Origin of the sequence: Sulfuricella sp. T08, from assembly GCF_000971475.1 — a bacterium.
Lineage (GTDB): Bacteria > Pseudomonadota > Gammaproteobacteria > Burkholderiales > Sulfuricellaceae > Sulfuricella.
Window position 1 is genome coordinate 131,091 of record NZ_DF967585.1, and the last position, 14,312, is coordinate 145,402.

Here is a 14,312-nt window from a genome sequence, read left to right on the forward strand (position 1 = left end):
CGGCGCTAGCTATAGCCACAATGGCAAACAACAGCGTCAATTTTCTCTTTTTTATCATGATCTTCCTTGTAGTTAATGAATCATTCAATACAAGCATGCCTGAATCGCCCGCAGTTTATTAGACACTTTTAAGCATAGAACCTAATGTAGGTCTGCTGTGGCCGACCCAGAGTCAGTCAGCCAAAATTTCTGACAGGCAGCTTAGGGATCATAAAGCTGACATAGCCCTTGCCGATGTCATCAGTCGCTTGTGGGTCGGAAGCGCCCATCCGCCATCCTCCGCCGTATGTCACATTCCCCTCACCCCAACCCTCTCCCGCGAGCGGGCGAGGGGGCAAACGAGAAGGGCGCTTGTTTTGATCTGCTGCGCTCATCCGCCCTACATGACACATAGGCAAGCTGGGGTGGGTGTCCGTCATTCACCCCGTTCTCCCGCTACCAAATCCATGCCGCCATCCCCCGCCCAGTCATGGGGATATAAGCCCTAAGCCGCCGCACGATGAAACGAGGAATACGGCCAATCGACGGCCCTTTGCACCAAGCCATGCTTGAGGGGATTGATATGCACGTAATCAACATGCGCCGCATAATCGCGCTCATCGCGTATCGTATGTTCCCAGAATCGCCTTTGCCATATGCCTCGCTCGCCATTGCGCATCCGCACTGCGGACAGTCGCTCGGTTTTTGGCAAGGCTTTGGCAAACGCTATCTTGATCGCTTTCCATCGCGCCGGGTAGTCATCGTCACCGGGCGGCAACGTCCAGACGCAATGGGTATGGTCGGGCAGCACCACCCAGGCATCGATATGAAACGGTCGCTTTTCCCGAACGCCCCTTACCGCTTCGCGGAAAGCCTCGATGTGCTCGACGAGTAGACGACTCCGCCGTTCCAGCAGGTTGACCGTGAAAAAATAGGTTCCACCGGGGACGCGATTGCGACGGTAGTTTGGCATGGGAAGAGTATGGCCTGATTTTTCATTCGGCGGAAGGCGCTGCGGTTTTTCATGCGGCGGATAACGCTGCGCTCATCCGCCCTACGTGAGATTTAGAACCTCTCGCCATCCAGCAGATAGCGCCACTGCCCTACCGGCAGATCACCCAGCTTGACGCGGCCGATACGCACACGCTTGAGGCCGACTACCTTGAGACCGACCAGTTCGCACATGCGGCGAATCTGGCGCTTCTTGCCTTCCTTCAGGATAAAGCGCAGCTGATCCTGGTTCTGCCAGGATACCTCCGCCGGCTTGAGCGCCTCGCCGTCGAGGCTGAGGCCGTGATTGAGCCGTTCCAGGTTGACCGCGTTCAGCCTACCCTCCACCCGCACCAGGTATTCCTTCTCGATTTCTGAATCGGCACCGATCAGTTGCTTGGCGATGCGACCGTCTTGCGTCAACACCAAAAGCCCGGTGGAATCGATGTCGAGCCGCCCCGCCGGGGCCAACCCGTGCAGGTGCTCGGGGGAGTAGGGCTGCGGCGCGCGGTCTTCCTTGTAGCGGGTATCCTTGCCGATCAGCGTCACCGCAGCCTGGTAGCCCTTCTCCGGTTGTGAAGAAACGTAACCTATCGGCTTGTTGAGGAGGATGGTGGCGAGTTGCGACTGCTGCTTCTCGGCTCTCTTGTCCAGAGTGATGGTCTGGCTGGGATCCACCTTGGTGCCCAGCAGAGTGACCCGTTCGCCATCGACCAGTACCAAGCCACGTTCGATCAGTGCATCCGCTTCGCGGCGCGAGCACAGACCGCGTTCGGACATCAGCTTGGAAAGACGTATTTTTCCAGAGTTTTCATCTGTGTCCGTCACACCCATCTTCGGTCCAGGCTTATCAGGCCGCGCCAGCCTGACCCGCGTTGCCACAGGCGCAGTGCCGACACCCGCTGCACCATCGGGTTTTCGCCGCCCGACTGGGCCCACCCTGCCTTTCGGCGGCCTTCGTATGGTCATTAAAACAATATTTAAAGAATTTTTAGCAATTCGACTTCGAACACCAGCGTGGCGTTCGGAGGGATGACGCCACCTGCGCCGCGCGCACCGTAGCCCAACTCAGGCGGAATAGTGAGCTTGCGCGCGCCACCCACCTTCATGCCCTGCACGCCCTCGTCCCAACCACGAATGACGTGTCCGGCGCCGAGCGGAAAATCGAATGGATCGTTGCGATCCTTGCTGGAATCGAACTTGGTGCCGTCCGTCAGCCAGCCGGTGTAATGTACGGAAACCCGCTGTCCGGCTTGGGCGGCTTCGCCCTCTCCCTCGCCGAGGTCTTCGTAAATCAGTCCAGACGGGGTGGTGATTTCAGACATGCTGTGCTCCTGAGTGAATTGAATGCGGTATTTTACCCAACTTCCGCAGAACGCGCTTTATCTAAAAACAGCAGTTCACCGCAGAGGACGCGGAGGAAAAACAAGGCATTGGCAAGTCATGCTGAGTCACCCATTAGATGAGTGCGTTTTTTACGCCAAGCATTTGAATTCCTCTGCGTCCTCCGCGTCCTCTGCGGTTCAATAACTTTTTCCAGGTTTATCGCTTTCGGCCATGACGGCCGTGACGCAGTTGCGGCCGCCTTCCTTCGCCCGATACAGCGCCTGATCTGCGCGTGCCACCAGTTGCTGCGCAAGCGCCGCCGCATTCTGGGCACGGTTGCAGTCGTGCAAGGTGGCAACGCCAATAGAGAGCGTGGCCGCGAGGGTTTCATCTCCCTCGCCCTTGAATTGCTGTTCGGCGATGCTGTGGCGAATACGCTCGGCGATGGTAAGCGCACTGTCCATATCTGTCTGCACCAGCAGGACGGAGAACTCCTCCCCGCCATAGCGGCCCAACACATCGATGGAACGCAGTTGCCCCTTGATCCGCCACGCCACCTCGCGCAGCACGCAATCGCCGGTCTGATGCCCGTACTGGTCGTTGACGTGCTTGAAATGGTCGATATCCAGGAACAAACAGGAAAGCGGAAAGCTCTGGCGCTGGGCACGACTGACTTCCTCCTGCAGGCGCTGATCGAAATAACGTCGGTTGTGCACTCCGGTAAGGGGATCAGTCAATCCCAGATGCTTGAGGCGCTCGCTGTTGGTGACGTTTTCCAGGCAAATGCCTAGGATCGCCGCAAGGCGGCCGATAAAATCGGTCGCCATGCCGGGCGCGAATCGCCCCTCGTTGCGACTTCCGAGATTGAGGCTGCCGATCAATTTTTTCTGCCGCACCATCGGCAGGATAGCGATGCTGGCCGGAGGGGTATCGCGAGGAAAAAAAGGAGCACGACTGGCGACATTATACTGGCCCAGCACCGGCGCAAGTGAAGTGCCGCAAAGACGGTGAAAACGGGATGGGTTGTCGAGGCACATCAGACCGGGAAATTCGGCGATGGGAATACCGAGGTCGATCAGCATGCGCCGCACTTCATATTCCGGATCAATCACAGCCAGCGTCACTACGTCAAGATCGAAGGTCTCCTTCATTTCCTGCAGGACATACTGGAGCAGTTCCTTGAAGCTGCTGACGCTGAGCATGCGCAGCTCCGCATCCTGGAAGCGGCGCATCACCTGCTCGTTCAGCCTCGCCTGGGCCACCAGCGTTTCGAGCTGTTGCCGTAACTCCTGAATCTCTGTGGGCAAACGCCTGTTGAGCAAATTAAGTAAATCGTCGGACATCTGGCTAAGGGCCTGTAAATGGATGACTTGGACAATTATGGGTGTGCTGGCGGGATGCGATGCAAGACGCCGGGCGCGCCGCATGGCCATTCCATGCAAGCGACCGGCAACGCAGCAGCGAGCCCGCCAGTGCAGCCAGAATGTTCTGGTTATTCATTTGCAGGTCCTAAGCGCCCGCCACCTCGGCCTTAACGATTTCCAGCGCGTCGCGCATGGTTTCCTCGGGCGCTGTATTAATGCATTCAGCCAGCATTTCCGCGGCCTCCAGCGTGTTTTCGGGCAGCACGTCAGCATCCAGTTCAGCGACAAATGTCGCGGCCGCTCCGGCAATACGCAACAGCGTCTGGCGCTCGCCCATCAGCATTTCAAGCTCGGCGCGCAACATGGCGATTTCCTGGTCTTTCAGTGCGTGGGGCATTATATTATCCGTTTCCTGGAATCAATACATCAGCGTACCACACCCATGATGAGTTGCGCATCCGGCAGACCGTGCCCAAGCAACCATTTCCTTGCTGCATCAAGGAGTGACTCAGTGGCGGCCACATAAACGTCGAAGCCGCCCAAGGCAGGGTAATCATCGATAATTCGCTGCAACAGGCCACTGACCAGACTTTCCTGCCGACCAGCCGCGGTTTCCAGATCGGTCCCTGCCACCAGCGGGGTGTACTGGAAGTTGTCCAGCGCATCGGCCCAGGCGCGAGGCCAGTTGGGGAAATACAGATTGACCTCGCGCGACACCACCCAGTAGAGGTGCACCGACTCGGCGACATCCAGCGCCATGGCGTGCTCCATCAGGCTTTTCGCCGGCGCAAATCCGGCTCCGAAAGCGATGAAAATCAACGGCCGTGTGGAATCCTCATGCAGCACAAAACCGCCCTTCGGACCTTCCACCGTCACCGCCTCGCCATTCGTCAGTCTGGTGGCGATATAATCCGAAAAAGGATTGCCCGGCAGGTTGCGAATGTGGAACTGCAGATTGCGGTCGTCGCACGGACAGCTTGCCACCGGAAATTCCGCCGAGAGCGCGTGCCCAAGCTGAAGGATCGCATTCTGCCCGGCCAGGAAACGCAACCGGTTGTTGCGCGGAGTTTTCAGGTTCAGGATCAGCATGTCGTCGCCCGCCTGATCGATGCTTTTAACGTGCGCCGTGATGTGCTGGAGCGGGATATCCGATGCGAGATGCGCTTCACCTGCCTCGATCACCACATCGGTCACTGCGGTGTTCGAGCACATCAACGCGCAGCCGGAGGCTTTGTCTGCTTCGCTCAGAACATAATCGTGGGGCCGCACTTTCATGACCTGACCAGAAACGACTCGCGCCTTGCACTGACCACAATTGCCGTTACTACAACCGTAATTGAGCGCGAGTCCGGCACGCAGCGCGGCTTCGAGCAGGGTGTCGGCACCTTCGACAAAAAACTCGTGTCCGCTGGGCTGAATTTTTACGTGTGCGGCCATTACACGGAGAAAACTGTCGCGTATGGTTAGATTGGGAAGTTTATTTTGCGCATCCCTTGCTGCCAGTTCCTGATGCACCCACATGCGCAGAGATGCTGCCGCAGCCTGCATCTCTTCACCACCGTTGTCCCATGCCCTGAGCTGCTTCTCCAACCCATCGACGATAGCTTGATATTGGCTCAGCGAAACCTTGGTCTCTGCCAGTTCCTTGCTCAAACCGGTAAGCCGGGCAGCAAGTACTTCCTTATCTGGCAGGATGCGCTCGAACACCCGCTTGCCGAAGGCTTTTTCCTTGATCTGCGCGACTCGCTCGAAGGCGGTGTTATCCTCGAACTGGACATCGGGATAAACGCGCAGCAAATCCTCGGCAGCCACCATGCCGTCGAAAGACACCAGGGCTCCATCCTTGATTTTCTTCTGCAGCGCTACCCGCGTTACACCCACCAGGCGCGCCGCTCTGGATAAATTCAGAAGTTGCGGCATATCCTGCTCCCCGAGATCAGACAGCGAAATTCACACTCCAGTTTAGCTGAGCTGGCTTAACATTTCCGGCTCCATGTCGAAGCCGACTTCACAGCCGGGATTGAGCGCGACACCATGGCCGGCGCCCATCTTTTCCAGAACCCACTTGAATTCGGTCAGCAGCCCACCACCGTATTGGGGAAAGTCCTTGAGAAAAGGTTTGGCCCGATCAGGGCTGGTGAATACTGCAAGAACCTTGACTCCATCTTCGGCTTCAAGCACCAGCGGCTGTGCGTGAGCGGAGCGTTGCACACCCGGCATCACCTCGTCGTCCTCGATCGGCATGAAGACCTCTGAAACCATCAGTTCATGCATAAACTCATCGCCCGACATGCTGCCTTCCCACGCCGCCAGGAGCTTTTTTTCCAGTTCGTTCTTCGGTATGAACACTTCGTTTTCCATCATTGTTTCCCTCAAATTTTGAAAATCTCAAAGTCAGTATAATGAACTTGACTAATTCACTCAACTAATCTATATATTTAAAGATAATTAACTCAGAATTCATATGGCGCCGCCAGAGCGCGGCAATGTTCCGCATACAGCGGAGGAGGTGAAAAATGTATGACATCAACCAAATTATCAACCGGGAAGGCAACACCCCAGAGGTCGATCTTCTCGAGCTTGGCGACTGGTCCGAGCAGATTGCGCAAGAGTTGGCAGGAGAAGAAGGCATCACCTTGTCAAAAGAACACTGGGACGTAATCAATTTTCTGCGCGACCATTATCAGCGATGCGGCCCTTGCCCGAGCGGCCGCACTGTTCTGGGCTTACTCGAGGACAACTTCGCGCAGCAAGGCGGCAAAAAACACCTCTATCATTTATTCCCCAGGGGTCCGGTCGTCCAGGCCTGCAAGATTGCGGGACTGCCCTTGCCGGCATACAGCACGGATCCCCACTTCGGTAGCGTGATGTAACTTGTACGGTTTCCAAATCAACCGTGCATATTGCAGGGATAGACGTCCACCAAGCCAGCGATACCGGAACCAAACAAATTTCAGGGCCGAATTTATTCGGTCCTGGGTGGCACGTTTTAAATGAAGTTGAATTACGCAAGTGTTCACAAACAGGGGGCGCGCCATGAAGAAGACAGAACTGAAGCATTTCGGGAAGCCCGATGAGGTTCGGGAGTTCCCAAAGGGGCGGCTGGAACTCGTCAAGATCGGCGGCGCTACCATTGGTCGCGCTATCTTTGAACCCGGCTGGAGATGGGCGACATCAGTCCAACCCATTGCCAAAACGAAGAGCTGCGAAGCCCCGCACTTCCAGTATCACGTATCGGGCGTGCTGAAGGTTAAAATGGACGATGGGACGGAGTTTGAGTGTCGACCTGGTGACGTTTCGCTGCTCCCCTCGGGCCATGACGCCTGGGTGGTGGGAAACGAACCGGCGGTCGTCGTTGATTTCCAGGGAATGGTCGACTACGCAAAGTCTATGTAGATGGGCCCTGCCAACCCGACGAAGTGCTGTCATGGGCTCATGCCTTCATTTTCCAAACAGGTCGCGCAGCTTGTCGATGATATTTTTTTCGCGCTCGTCGAATGAAAACAGCGGGTCAACGAACCCGTGCTCCTTGGCGCGCTCTTCCGCCACGGCGAGATGGAGGAATTCCTCGTAGTACTCCTGCTCGGTGCAGGTCACCTGGGTAACGAAAACATCCGGCTCGTGGAAATCAGTGACACCCAGCACGTAGACCGTCACGGTGAGGACCTTTTCCCTGGGAAATATCACTGCTTCGGTTTGCAGCGACACGACGACATCGGCCTCCGTCGCAGGGTTGCTGTCCGTGGCCAGTGCGCCGTATGCGGCGCGAAGTCGATCTTCTATTGGATTTTTGCTCATTGCTTGCCGCTTTGAACTGTACGTTCAAACGTTACACCATTCCCCTCTTACAGAGCAATCGAATCAAGCGGCAAATTGCCTACGGCTAACTTGGCAAGTTCTCCCCGAATGGCGGATTCATCAAGATTCTCGTAATCCTCGCGATTGAAAATCACAACCCCCCCCGCCAGTTCGTGCCAGGTAAAACCGCTGGTCCATGCCGGCTGGGGGTAGGCGCCCTGCTTCAGGCGCGGAAAAACGAACAGTCTGCCGGACGTATACAGCAGGTTATAAGCAATCTCGTCGGAATGCAGCATCTGGATGCAGCCCCATGCCGCTCCCGGCTCGTCAAATACCAGGCACTGCGCCGGATAAGGTTCGCTGCCGCCGTTGTGGCTCCACACGGCATCCATCACCGGGAAACCCTGCGGCTTGAGGAACATCTGGAAATGCAGGTGGTTGACCGACGCAAAGGCACCGATGGAGTTGTAGCCGAAACCCACGCCGTCCAAAGTTTCCGCCAATTGAGACGTAAGCTCCCAGACATAATTATGATGCTCCAGTGTAAGAAACTGGGGCAGCCTGCGTTCCCTCTCCGGCACCAGCAAACCGTGAAAATCGACGAAGGGGTACTTGTTGTAATACAGGGTGGCCTCCTTGCCGCCCAGCATTCCCGCCCAGAACGCCTCCTTCTGCATGAAACCCTTGTTGAAATGAAAACCCGCCTCGTCGAAATCCACATGGATCCCGGCTGGCGCCCGCGCCGTAATGCGTTTGGGCCGAAACGAACGCAGATGGTTGAACTGCAACTCCCATTTTCCCGCCAGTCGCCGCTCCGTGTGCCTCAGCTTTTCCAGTCCGACAGCCTGGATCTTGAGAAACACCAGCAGATCCTCTTCTACTTCCTGAATCGCCCGTCCGCTTTCCAGTGCAGCGACGTATTGCTTGCGCAACCGCTGGTACAGCACCTCGAGTTCGGCGGCCGTGGCGGAATAAATTTTCGGATCAAAAGTGGCGTTGGCACAAACCAGAATAAATGGTCCCAGCCCGCCTCCCTGCAGAAGATCAGACAAGCCTGCCGAGAATGCCTGGCAAAAGGAGGGTGTGGAAGAAAATGTTTTCAAAAATAAACTCTCAGCGCAGGGTAAAAGTAAAATCGTCGCGCTCCGCCGCCAAGTCGTTGAGCAGGATGATCAGTTTAGCGTAATCCACGCCCAGATTTGCCTGAGCCTGCGCCGACCCTTCCCAGACGATCTCGAACGGGCCTGCGATCTCTCCGGACAACACGTCCCACAAAGCGTCCAGATTGCGCCCGAAATGGGCCGGGAAGGCGAGCTGACGAGCCAGTTCGTCGTAGAACTGGGCAAGGCTGTGGATATCACGCAGAACGCAGCGTTTTATTGGCATGGCGGCACCTCGACGAAGGTCTGGTAATGGTCCACAGTCACGCGGCGCAGGCCATCCAGGGAAAACAGCAGGCGTTTGGCGCCCCGGTGCCCGCCCTGATAATCGAGGTCGGCTTCGCGCCAGTCGCCGCGAGGCAGCCTACCTTCCCGATTGCCGAAATGGTCGCCACCTATGCTCTTGAACCTGAGAGCGGGAACGTTCCACAAATCCCGACCGGGCCGCCAGCCGGTCTGCTGCGCCTGCCGCTTGGTGACGAACTTGCCCGGCAACTGCGCGTTGCGACTTTCATTCAGCACCTCCAGCATAGTCGCCAGTTCCGCTTCGTCGATTTTCGGCTGCAGGTGCTGGTTCAGCGCATGCGCCGCTTCGCGGCAGCTTGCAGCATGGACTGCGGGCATCCAGGCAGCCGCGCAGATCACCGCGAGAACAAAGAAAGTGTGGATCAGCGCTTTCCCCACCGTTTACTCCACCCGCCGCAACAGCAAGCCCTTGAGGTATTCCCCCTCGGGAAAATTCAGCACTGCCGGATGATCGGCATCGGCGGCGAAGCGGCCCACGATCTGGGCCGTCACGTTCGCATCCATCGCTGCGCCAGCGAGAATTTTCTGGAACAGGTCGGCCGTAACGCCGCCCGAGCAGGAAAAAGTGGCCAGCAAGCCACCCGGCCGCAGCAACTTGAGCGCCCACAGATTGATGTCTTTGTAAGCGCGCGCCGCATTGGCGGCGTGATGGGCAGTAGGAGCGAACTTGGGCGGATCGAGCACGATCAGGTCAAAGCTCTTGCCCTGATCGCGCATCAAACGCAGCGACTTGAACACGTCGGCCTCCAGCCACTCGGCGCGATCCACCGCCAGATTGTTGAGCTTGAGGTTTTCCCGCGCCAGCGCCAGCGCCTCGGCAGAACTGTCCACCGACAACACCGAGCGAGCGCCGCCCTGGAGTGCGCTCAAGCTGAAACCGCCGCTGTAACAGAAGCAGTTGAGCACGTCCTTGTCGTTAGCCAGTTCACCGATACGCCGGCGGTTATCGCGCTGATCGAGGTAGAAGCCGGTTTTCTGCCCCTTTTCCACATCCACATGAAATTTCAGCCCATGCTCGCGGATGATCAGCGGCTCAGGCAGCGCGCCACGCAGAATGCCGGCACGCGCCGGCAGCCCTTCCAGCTCGCGCACCTCGGCATCGGACCTCTCGTATAGATTAGCGCAGCCGGTCAGCTCCACCAGCAAATCGGCCAGCGCCCCGCGCCAACGCTCCATCCCCGCAGACAGCACCTGCATCACCAGCGTGTCGCCGTAGCGATCCACCACCAAGCCGGGCAGACCGTCGGATTCGCCGTGCACCAGCCGCATGCCGTCGGTGACTTTGGCCAGTTCCTGACGTAAGCCGATGGCGCGCGCCAGACGCGCCCGGAGGAATGCCTCGTCGACTGTCTCGTTTTCCCGATAAGACCACACCCGCCCCAGAATCTGCGATTTGGGGCTATACGCGGCCAGTGCCAGGAAAGCCCCGTGGGTATCGCGAACCGTTACGGTTTCGCCGGACTGCGGCTCGCCCTTGATGCGCTCGACAGCGCCGGTAAAAATCCAGGGGTGGCGATGCTGCAGGGATTTTTCCCTGCCGGGATTGAGGATGAGTGAGTTCATGGTGGTTTAACCGAATGAGAAAAAAGAGGATTCTGAACCGCAAAGTATAACAGTTGACCTGCAGCTACCTGAGCTTTTCAATCCGGCAGTACTGATAAACTCTATGTCAGAGTAGGGTTTTCGCGCACACAGGTGAATTAATCAATGAAAAATGGGGAAGCGACCATTTAACGGACCTCTTCGAATATTGGCAATTTCCTGCTAATCTTACTCAATTATATTGAGAATTAATTAAAGGATATGACTTATGGAAGAAAATGCATCCTCATCGGTGACCTGGGGAAAATTCGAACAAAGGGAAGAATACCGACGCTCGCTTTTTTCGAATGTGTGGTCACAGATGGTGCCCAAGGTTTTTAAGGATGTTCCGAAATATTATCGTCCAGGTAACATTGTCGCGAGTTTGGGCTTATGGGAACTATGGGTCTGGCAGTTCGTGAGAACAATAAAACTGCAGCCGCAATACCAGGTCCTCGATGTCTGCGCGGGAACCAATGATGTAGGGGTCAGGCTCCTGAAAAAAGAACCGGGCATTTCCGTCACCGCCATAGACCGCAGCCAGGAAATGCAGGAAGAAGGTCAGCGAAGGGCGGAAAGAAACGGTCTGCACATAGCCAGCATCATTCACGATGTTCACGAACTGCCCTTTCCGGACAACTCGTTCGATGTGATCACGCTGCAGGCCGCATCACGCCATCTGCAACTGGACAAGGTACTACCCGAGATTCTTCGCGTGCTCAAGCCGGGCGGATTCTTCTATCACTGCGACATGCTCAAGCCGACCCACCCTATTGTCGAATGGTTCTATCTACGCTTCTTGCGTATTTCCGTTTTCACGACATCGCTGATTTTCGGATCGACCGAGGTATCTCGAGGATGCAGCGGATACTTCAGCGATGCAATCCACCATTTCTATACCCCGGAAGAATTGTCCGGCGTGCTGAAACTCATCGGATTTTCGAATATAACCTGCAAGAAAAGCATCTGGGGCGGGATGGTGGGATTTCACGCGGCACAAAAAACCTCGACCTAACAGCCATTACCCGACGATGAACACAAACTATTCCATTCATCGTCCGGACGACTGTTGACGGAGCGTACGTGCGTTAAAGCTCGTCGCCCACGTAGGGATTGGTGAGCCGCTCGTAGCCGAAGGTGGATACCGGGCCGTGGCCAGGAATGAAAGTTACATCGTCGCCCAGCGGGAATAGCCGCTCGCGGATCGAGCTGATCAGCGCTGGGTAATCGCCGCGCGGGAAATCGGTGCGACCGATCGAGCCCTTGAACAGCACATCCCCGACGAAGGCGGTTTGGCTGGAGCGATGGAAAAAAGCCACGTGGCCGGGGGTATGACCGGGGCAATGCAGCACTTCCAGAATCTGCTTGCCGACGCTCACCGTATCGCCCTGCTCCAGCCAGCGATCGGGCGTGAACGCCGGAGTATGCGGAAAGCCGAACATCTCGCTCTGCTTCGGCAGCGACTCCAGCCAGAAGGCATCCTCGCGCTGCGGCCCTTCGATCGGAATAGCCAGCCTTGCCGCGAGCTCCGTGGCCGCCCCGACATGATCCAGATGGCCGTGGGTAAGCAACAGTTTGGTCAGATGCAGGCCGTTTTCCTGCACACCGGCAAGCAGTACTTCGGCATCGCCGCCAGGATCGACCAAGGCTGCTGCCAGTGTTTGCTCGCACCAGACCAGAGAACAGTTCTGCTCGAACGGGGTGACGGGGATGATGAGGTATTTCATGGATTCGGTATTTACCCTGCGGGAATGATATCGGTGACCAAAACAATATAACCATCAGTTTGCCACTTCACGTCGTAGTCTAGCAGCCTCATGCCGAAAACACGCTTGCTGTCATTCTTCCCATAGTAAGCAGGACGCGGGTCCTGGCTCAGAATCTGACGAATCAGCAACTCCAGTTCCGGCACCGCCACGCAGCGATCAAGCGCAGGCTGGCTAAAACTCACCTCGAACAGAGTAGCGGGCGCTTCCGCCGCGAAGCCCCCGGTTGCGCCGGGGATCACATCCGAATACGGCAGGTAGGGTTTGATATCCAGCACCGGCGTGCCGTCCATCAGATCCGCGCCCTTCAGGTGCAGCAGCACCCGCCCAGGCGCGGCTTCGATGCGTTCCAGTTCGACCGCCGACAGACCGATGGGATTGGGGCGATGGGTGGAACGGGTAGCAAAAACACCGAGACGGCGATTGCCCCCCAAGCGCGGCGGTCGCACCATCGGTTTCCACGGCTCGTCCAGGCAGGCGTGAAAAACGAAGCTCACCCAGATATGCGAAAAACCCTCCAACCCGCGCACCGCCTCTTCCCGGTTATACGGTGGCAACAGCTCCAGCACCGCCCGCGCCGCCGTCACCAAGCCCGGCTGGCGGGGGATGCCAAACTTTTCTTTGAAACAGGAATGGATAACGCCGATCGGCGCAAACGTGAACATGGGGCGGATTATATTCCATGCCTACAGCGGAGGCGATGGGGTAAAATGGCCACTGTTGTTTGTTTCCGGGAGTTGCATCATGCGCATCGAAGTCCACGTACACGGCACCCTCAACCTCTGCAAGGGCGTCACCCTGACCCAGGTAGAAAACGGCCTGCGCAAGTGGCTGGATTATCTGGATGTGGAATCCATCGCCGAAGCCAGCAGCATGGAACAGGATGAGCCCGGCATCGTCTTTCACCGCCCCGACCGCACTCTGGAAATATGCTGGACCGGCGAAGTCGGCAGAAATTTCGTGAACCGGCTACAGGACGCGCTTTACGAACTCGGCCCGCTGACCGAGCGCGCCTCGCAGATCGAGCTGACCTACTATTATGAAGATGGTCGTGACGAATACCAGCTTCTCTTCGTCGGCCCGAGCGAAGAATCCATACACCTGGCACAACGACAGCGCATGATGGAAGATATCGCCAGCCTGCTTTCCCGCCATTTCAGCCAGGAAGATGTCGTGCAGGTCACCGATCTGGTCAACGTTCTGTTCGACCACGACCTGGAAAAACGCAAGAGCGCCGAGTCAGAACCCGATTACCAGCCGTCGGGCGGGAGTCTGCTCCACTTCAGGAAGAAGCATCTGCATTAAATCCGGCACAGCATTTTACCGCAGACGACGTCACCCTCGCCCAACCTTCCTCTGCAAGTGAGGAAGGAGCGATTACCTCCCCTCCCATCTATTCTTCATACATTACCGTTCCGCTAGAAATTTCCGGATTACCCAATCTACATGGGGCTTTCAGGAGGAATACTCCCTTTGGATTATCTCCCCTGGCTCATAAATACTTGACTAATTCCATCTGGGATTACTATACTTTGTTTACCCAGTAGAAACAGTCTATTACCCGTATCCATTCCATGGTTATTACGGGGAATTGAGAGCTAGTTTTTTTATTTCAATTTTTTAGGAGATAACACCATGGCTAAGAAACAACACGACACGCCGCTTCTCGACCAACTGGAAAGCGGCCCATGGCCCAGCTTTGTGACCGGCCTCAAGCGCCTGGCTAATGACAACGATATGATGGTTGACCTGATGGGTCAGCTGGAAACATCCTACGCGACCAGAAAAGGTTACTGGAAGGGCGGTACCGTTGGCGTGTTCGGCTATGGCGGCGGCGTAATCCCGCGTTTTTCCGAGCTCAAGGACGAGAACGAGAAACATGTCTATCCCGATGCGGCCGAGTTCCACACCCTGCGCATCCAGCCGCCTGCCGGCATGCACTACACCTCCGACCTGCTGCGCAAGATGGCCGATGTGTGGGAGCGGCACGGTTCAGGCCTGATTGCCTTCCACGGCCAGTCTGGCGATATCATGTTCCAGGG

General features: G+C 56.8%; 18 protein-coding genes and 1 pseudogene. 5 read left to right on the forward strand and 14 right to left on the reverse strand.

The window, feature by feature from the left end:
• Positions 1–484: 484 nt before the first annotated feature.
• From SCT_RS15860 to SCT_RS15890, 7 genes are all read right to left on the reverse strand, one after another.
• Positions 485–952 (reverse strand): transposase, encoded by a 468-nt coding sequence (locus SCT_RS15860; protein ID WP_059424945.1) that lies wholly within the window; start codon positions 950–952, stop codon positions 485–487.
• 92 nt (positions 953–1,044) lie between these two features.
• The gene (locus SCT_RS15865) at positions 1,045–1,803 is read right to left on the reverse strand and encodes a pseudouridine synthase (RefSeq protein WP_059424946.1); all 759 of its coding nucleotides are present in this window, start codon (positions 1,801–1,803) and stop codon (positions 1,045–1,047) included.
• A 146-nt stretch (positions 1,804–1,949) separates the two neighbouring features.
• A complete protein-coding gene (locus tag SCT_RS15870) occupies positions 1,950–2,294 on the reverse strand; it encodes an FKBP-type peptidyl-prolyl cis-trans isomerase (protein WP_059424948.1) in 345 nt (114 codons plus the stop codon).
• A 198-nt stretch (positions 2,295–2,492) separates the two neighbouring features.
• Positions 2,493–3,722 carry a diguanylate cyclase gene (locus tag SCT_RS15875; RefSeq protein WP_237759716.1) on the reverse strand — a complete coding sequence of 410 codons (1,230 nt, stop codon included), beginning with the start codon at positions 3,720–3,722 and terminating at the stop codon, positions 2,493–2,495.
• A gap of 82 nt (positions 3,723–3,804) precedes the next feature.
• Positions 3,805–4,056, reverse strand: coding sequence for a hypothetical protein (locus SCT_RS15880; protein ID WP_059424950.1), 252 nt, complete (start codon positions 4,054–4,056; stop codon positions 3,805–3,807).
• Positions 4,057–4,085: 29 nt separating this feature from the next.
• Positions 4,086–5,579, reverse strand: a complete 1,494-nt coding sequence (locus SCT_RS15885) for a 2Fe-2S iron-sulfur cluster-binding protein (RefSeq protein ID WP_059424952.1) — start codon at positions 5,577–5,579, stop codon at positions 4,086–4,088.
• Between the two features lie 42 nt (positions 5,580–5,621).
• Positions 5,622–6,023: an SseB family protein gene (locus tag SCT_RS15890; protein WP_059424954.1), complete on the reverse strand. Its 402-nt coding sequence runs from the start codon at positions 6,021–6,023 to the stop codon at positions 5,622–5,624.
• Between the two features lie 152 nt (positions 6,024–6,175).
• Between SCT_RS15890 and SCT_RS15895 the strand changes: the two genes are divergently transcribed.
• Together SCT_RS15895 and SCT_RS15900 are read left to right on the forward strand one after the other, a co-directional pair.
• Positions 6,176–6,532: a TusE/DsrC/DsvC family sulfur relay protein gene (locus tag SCT_RS15895; RefSeq protein ID WP_059424956.1), complete on the forward strand. Its 357-nt coding sequence runs from the start codon at positions 6,176–6,178 to the stop codon at positions 6,530–6,532.
• 163 nt (positions 6,533–6,695) lie between these two features.
• Positions 6,696–7,055: a cupin domain-containing protein gene (locus SCT_RS15900; protein ID WP_059424958.1), complete on the forward strand. Its 360-nt coding sequence runs from the start codon at positions 6,696–6,698 to the stop codon at positions 7,053–7,055.
• 45 nt (positions 7,056–7,100) lie between these two features.
• Here the strand turns inward: SCT_RS15900 and SCT_RS15905 are convergent, their stop codons facing one another.
• From SCT_RS15905 to SCT_RS15925, 5 genes are all read right to left on the reverse strand, one after another.
• Positions 7,101–7,457, reverse strand: a complete 357-nt coding sequence (locus SCT_RS15905) for a hypothetical protein (protein WP_059424960.1) — start codon at positions 7,455–7,457, stop codon at positions 7,101–7,103.
• 47 nt (positions 7,458–7,504) lie between these two features.
• A complete protein-coding gene (locus SCT_RS15910; RefSeq protein WP_202812171.1) occupies positions 7,505–8,509 on the reverse strand; it encodes a hypothetical protein in 1,005 nt (334 codons plus the stop codon).
• 61 nt (positions 8,510–8,570) lie between these two features.
• Positions 8,571–8,843, reverse strand: a complete 273-nt coding sequence (locus SCT_RS15915; RefSeq protein WP_059424964.1) for a barstar family protein — start codon at positions 8,841–8,843, stop codon at positions 8,571–8,573.
• Positions 8,834–9,301 (reverse strand): ribonuclease domain-containing protein, encoded by a 468-nt coding sequence (locus SCT_RS15920; RefSeq protein ID WP_237759717.1) that lies wholly within the window; start codon positions 9,299–9,301, stop codon positions 8,834–8,836. Before SCT_RS15920 ends, SCT_RS15915 begins: the two co-directional genes overlap by 10 nt.
• 3 nt (positions 9,302–9,304) lie before the next feature.
• The gene (locus tag SCT_RS15925) at positions 9,305–10,486 is read right to left on the reverse strand and encodes a class I SAM-dependent rRNA methyltransferase (protein ID WP_059424965.1); all 1,182 of its coding nucleotides are present in this window, start codon (positions 10,484–10,486) and stop codon (positions 9,305–9,307) included.
• A gap of 247 nt (positions 10,487–10,733) precedes the next feature.
• On the opposite strand from SCT_RS15925, the gene SCT_RS15930 reads away from it, so the two are divergent.
• Positions 10,734–11,519 (forward strand): class I SAM-dependent methyltransferase, encoded by a 786-nt coding sequence (locus SCT_RS15930; protein WP_059424967.1) that lies wholly within the window; start codon positions 10,734–10,736, stop codon positions 11,517–11,519.
• Between the two features lie 73 nt (positions 11,520–11,592).
• Here SCT_RS15930 and SCT_RS15935 read toward each other — a convergent pair whose 3' ends face one another.
• Entirely contained in the window at positions 11,593–12,231 is a 639-nt protein-coding gene (locus SCT_RS15935; RefSeq protein ID WP_059424969.1) for an MBL fold metallo-hydrolase, read from the reverse strand.
• 11 nt (positions 12,232–12,242) lie between these two features.
• Positions 12,243–12,935: a tRNA (N6-threonylcarbamoyladenosine(37)-N6)-methyltransferase TrmO gene (tsaA, locus tag SCT_RS15940; RefSeq protein WP_059424971.1), complete on the reverse strand. Its 693-nt coding sequence runs from the start codon at positions 12,933–12,935 to the stop codon at positions 12,243–12,245.
• Between the two features lie 79 nt (positions 12,936–13,014).
• On the opposite strand from tsaA, the gene SCT_RS15945 reads away from it, so the two are divergent.
• Positions 13,015–13,575: a DUF6806 family protein gene (locus tag SCT_RS15945; RefSeq protein ID WP_144408306.1), complete on the forward strand. Its 561-nt coding sequence runs from the start codon at positions 13,015–13,017 to the stop codon at positions 13,573–13,575.
• 330 nt (positions 13,576–13,905) lie between these two features.
• Positions 13,906–14,312, forward strand: a pseudogene (locus SCT_RS15950) (sulfite reductase, dissimilatory-type subunit alpha); the annotation flags it as partial.

Excerpts from the sequence above, each read along its gene's own strand:
- SCT_RS15905 (WP_059424960.1), bottom strand. The coding sequence starts at position 7,457 with ATGAGCAAAAATCCAATAGAAGATCGACTTCGCGCCGCATACGGCGCA.
- SCT_RS15895 (WP_059424956.1), top strand. The coding sequence starts at position 6,176 with ATGTATGACATCAACCAAATTATCAACCGGGAAGGCAACACCCCAGAG.
- SCT_RS15900 (WP_059424958.1), top strand. The coding sequence starts at position 6,696 with ATGAAGAAGACAGAACTGAAGCATTTCGGGAAGCCCGATGAGGTTCGG.
- SCT_RS15915 (WP_059424964.1), bottom strand. The coding sequence starts at position 8,843 with ATGCCAATAAAACGCTGCGTTCTGCGTGATATCCACAGCCTTGCCCAG.
- SCT_RS15930 (WP_059424967.1), top strand. The coding sequence starts at position 10,734 with ATGGAAGAAAATGCATCCTCATCGGTGACCTGGGGAAAATTCGAACAA.
- SCT_RS15875 (WP_237759716.1), bottom strand. The coding sequence starts at position 3,722 with ATGCGGCGCGCCCGGCGTCTTGCATCGCATCCCGCCAGCACACCCATA.
- SCT_RS15935 (WP_059424969.1), bottom strand. The coding sequence starts at position 12,231 with ATGAAATACCTCATCATCCCCGTCACCCCGTTCGAGCAGAACTGTTCT.
- SCT_RS15925 (WP_059424965.1), bottom strand. The coding sequence starts at position 10,486 with ATGAACTCACTCATCCTCAATCCCGGCAGGGAAAAATCCCTGCAGCAT.
- SCT_RS15885 (WP_059424952.1), bottom strand. The coding sequence starts at position 5,579 with ATGCCGCAACTTCTGAATTTATCCAGAGCGGCGCGCCTGGTGGGTGTA.
- SCT_RS15890 (WP_059424954.1), bottom strand. The coding sequence starts at position 6,023 with ATGATGGAAAACGAAGTGTTCATACCGAAGAACGAACTGGAAAAAAAG.
- SCT_RS15865 (WP_059424946.1), bottom strand. The coding sequence starts at position 1,803 with ATGGGTGTGACGGACACAGATGAAAACTCTGGAAAAATACGTCTTTCC.
- SCT_RS15945 (WP_144408306.1), top strand. The coding sequence starts at position 13,015 with ATGCGCATCGAAGTCCACGTACACGGCACCCTCAACCTCTGCAAGGGC.
- tsaA (WP_059424971.1), bottom strand. The coding sequence starts at position 12,935 with ATGTTCACGTTTGCGCCGATCGGCGTTATCCATTCCTGTTTCAAAGAA.
- SCT_RS15870 (WP_059424948.1), bottom strand. The coding sequence starts at position 2,294 with ATGTCTGAAATCACCACCCCGTCTGGACTGATTTACGAAGACCTCGGC.
- SCT_RS15880 (WP_059424950.1), bottom strand. The coding sequence starts at position 4,056 with ATGCCCCACGCACTGAAAGACCAGGAAATCGCCATGTTGCGCGCCGAG.
- SCT_RS15860 (WP_059424945.1), bottom strand. The coding sequence starts at position 952 with ATGCCAAACTACCGTCGCAATCGCGTCCCCGGTGGAACCTATTTTTTC.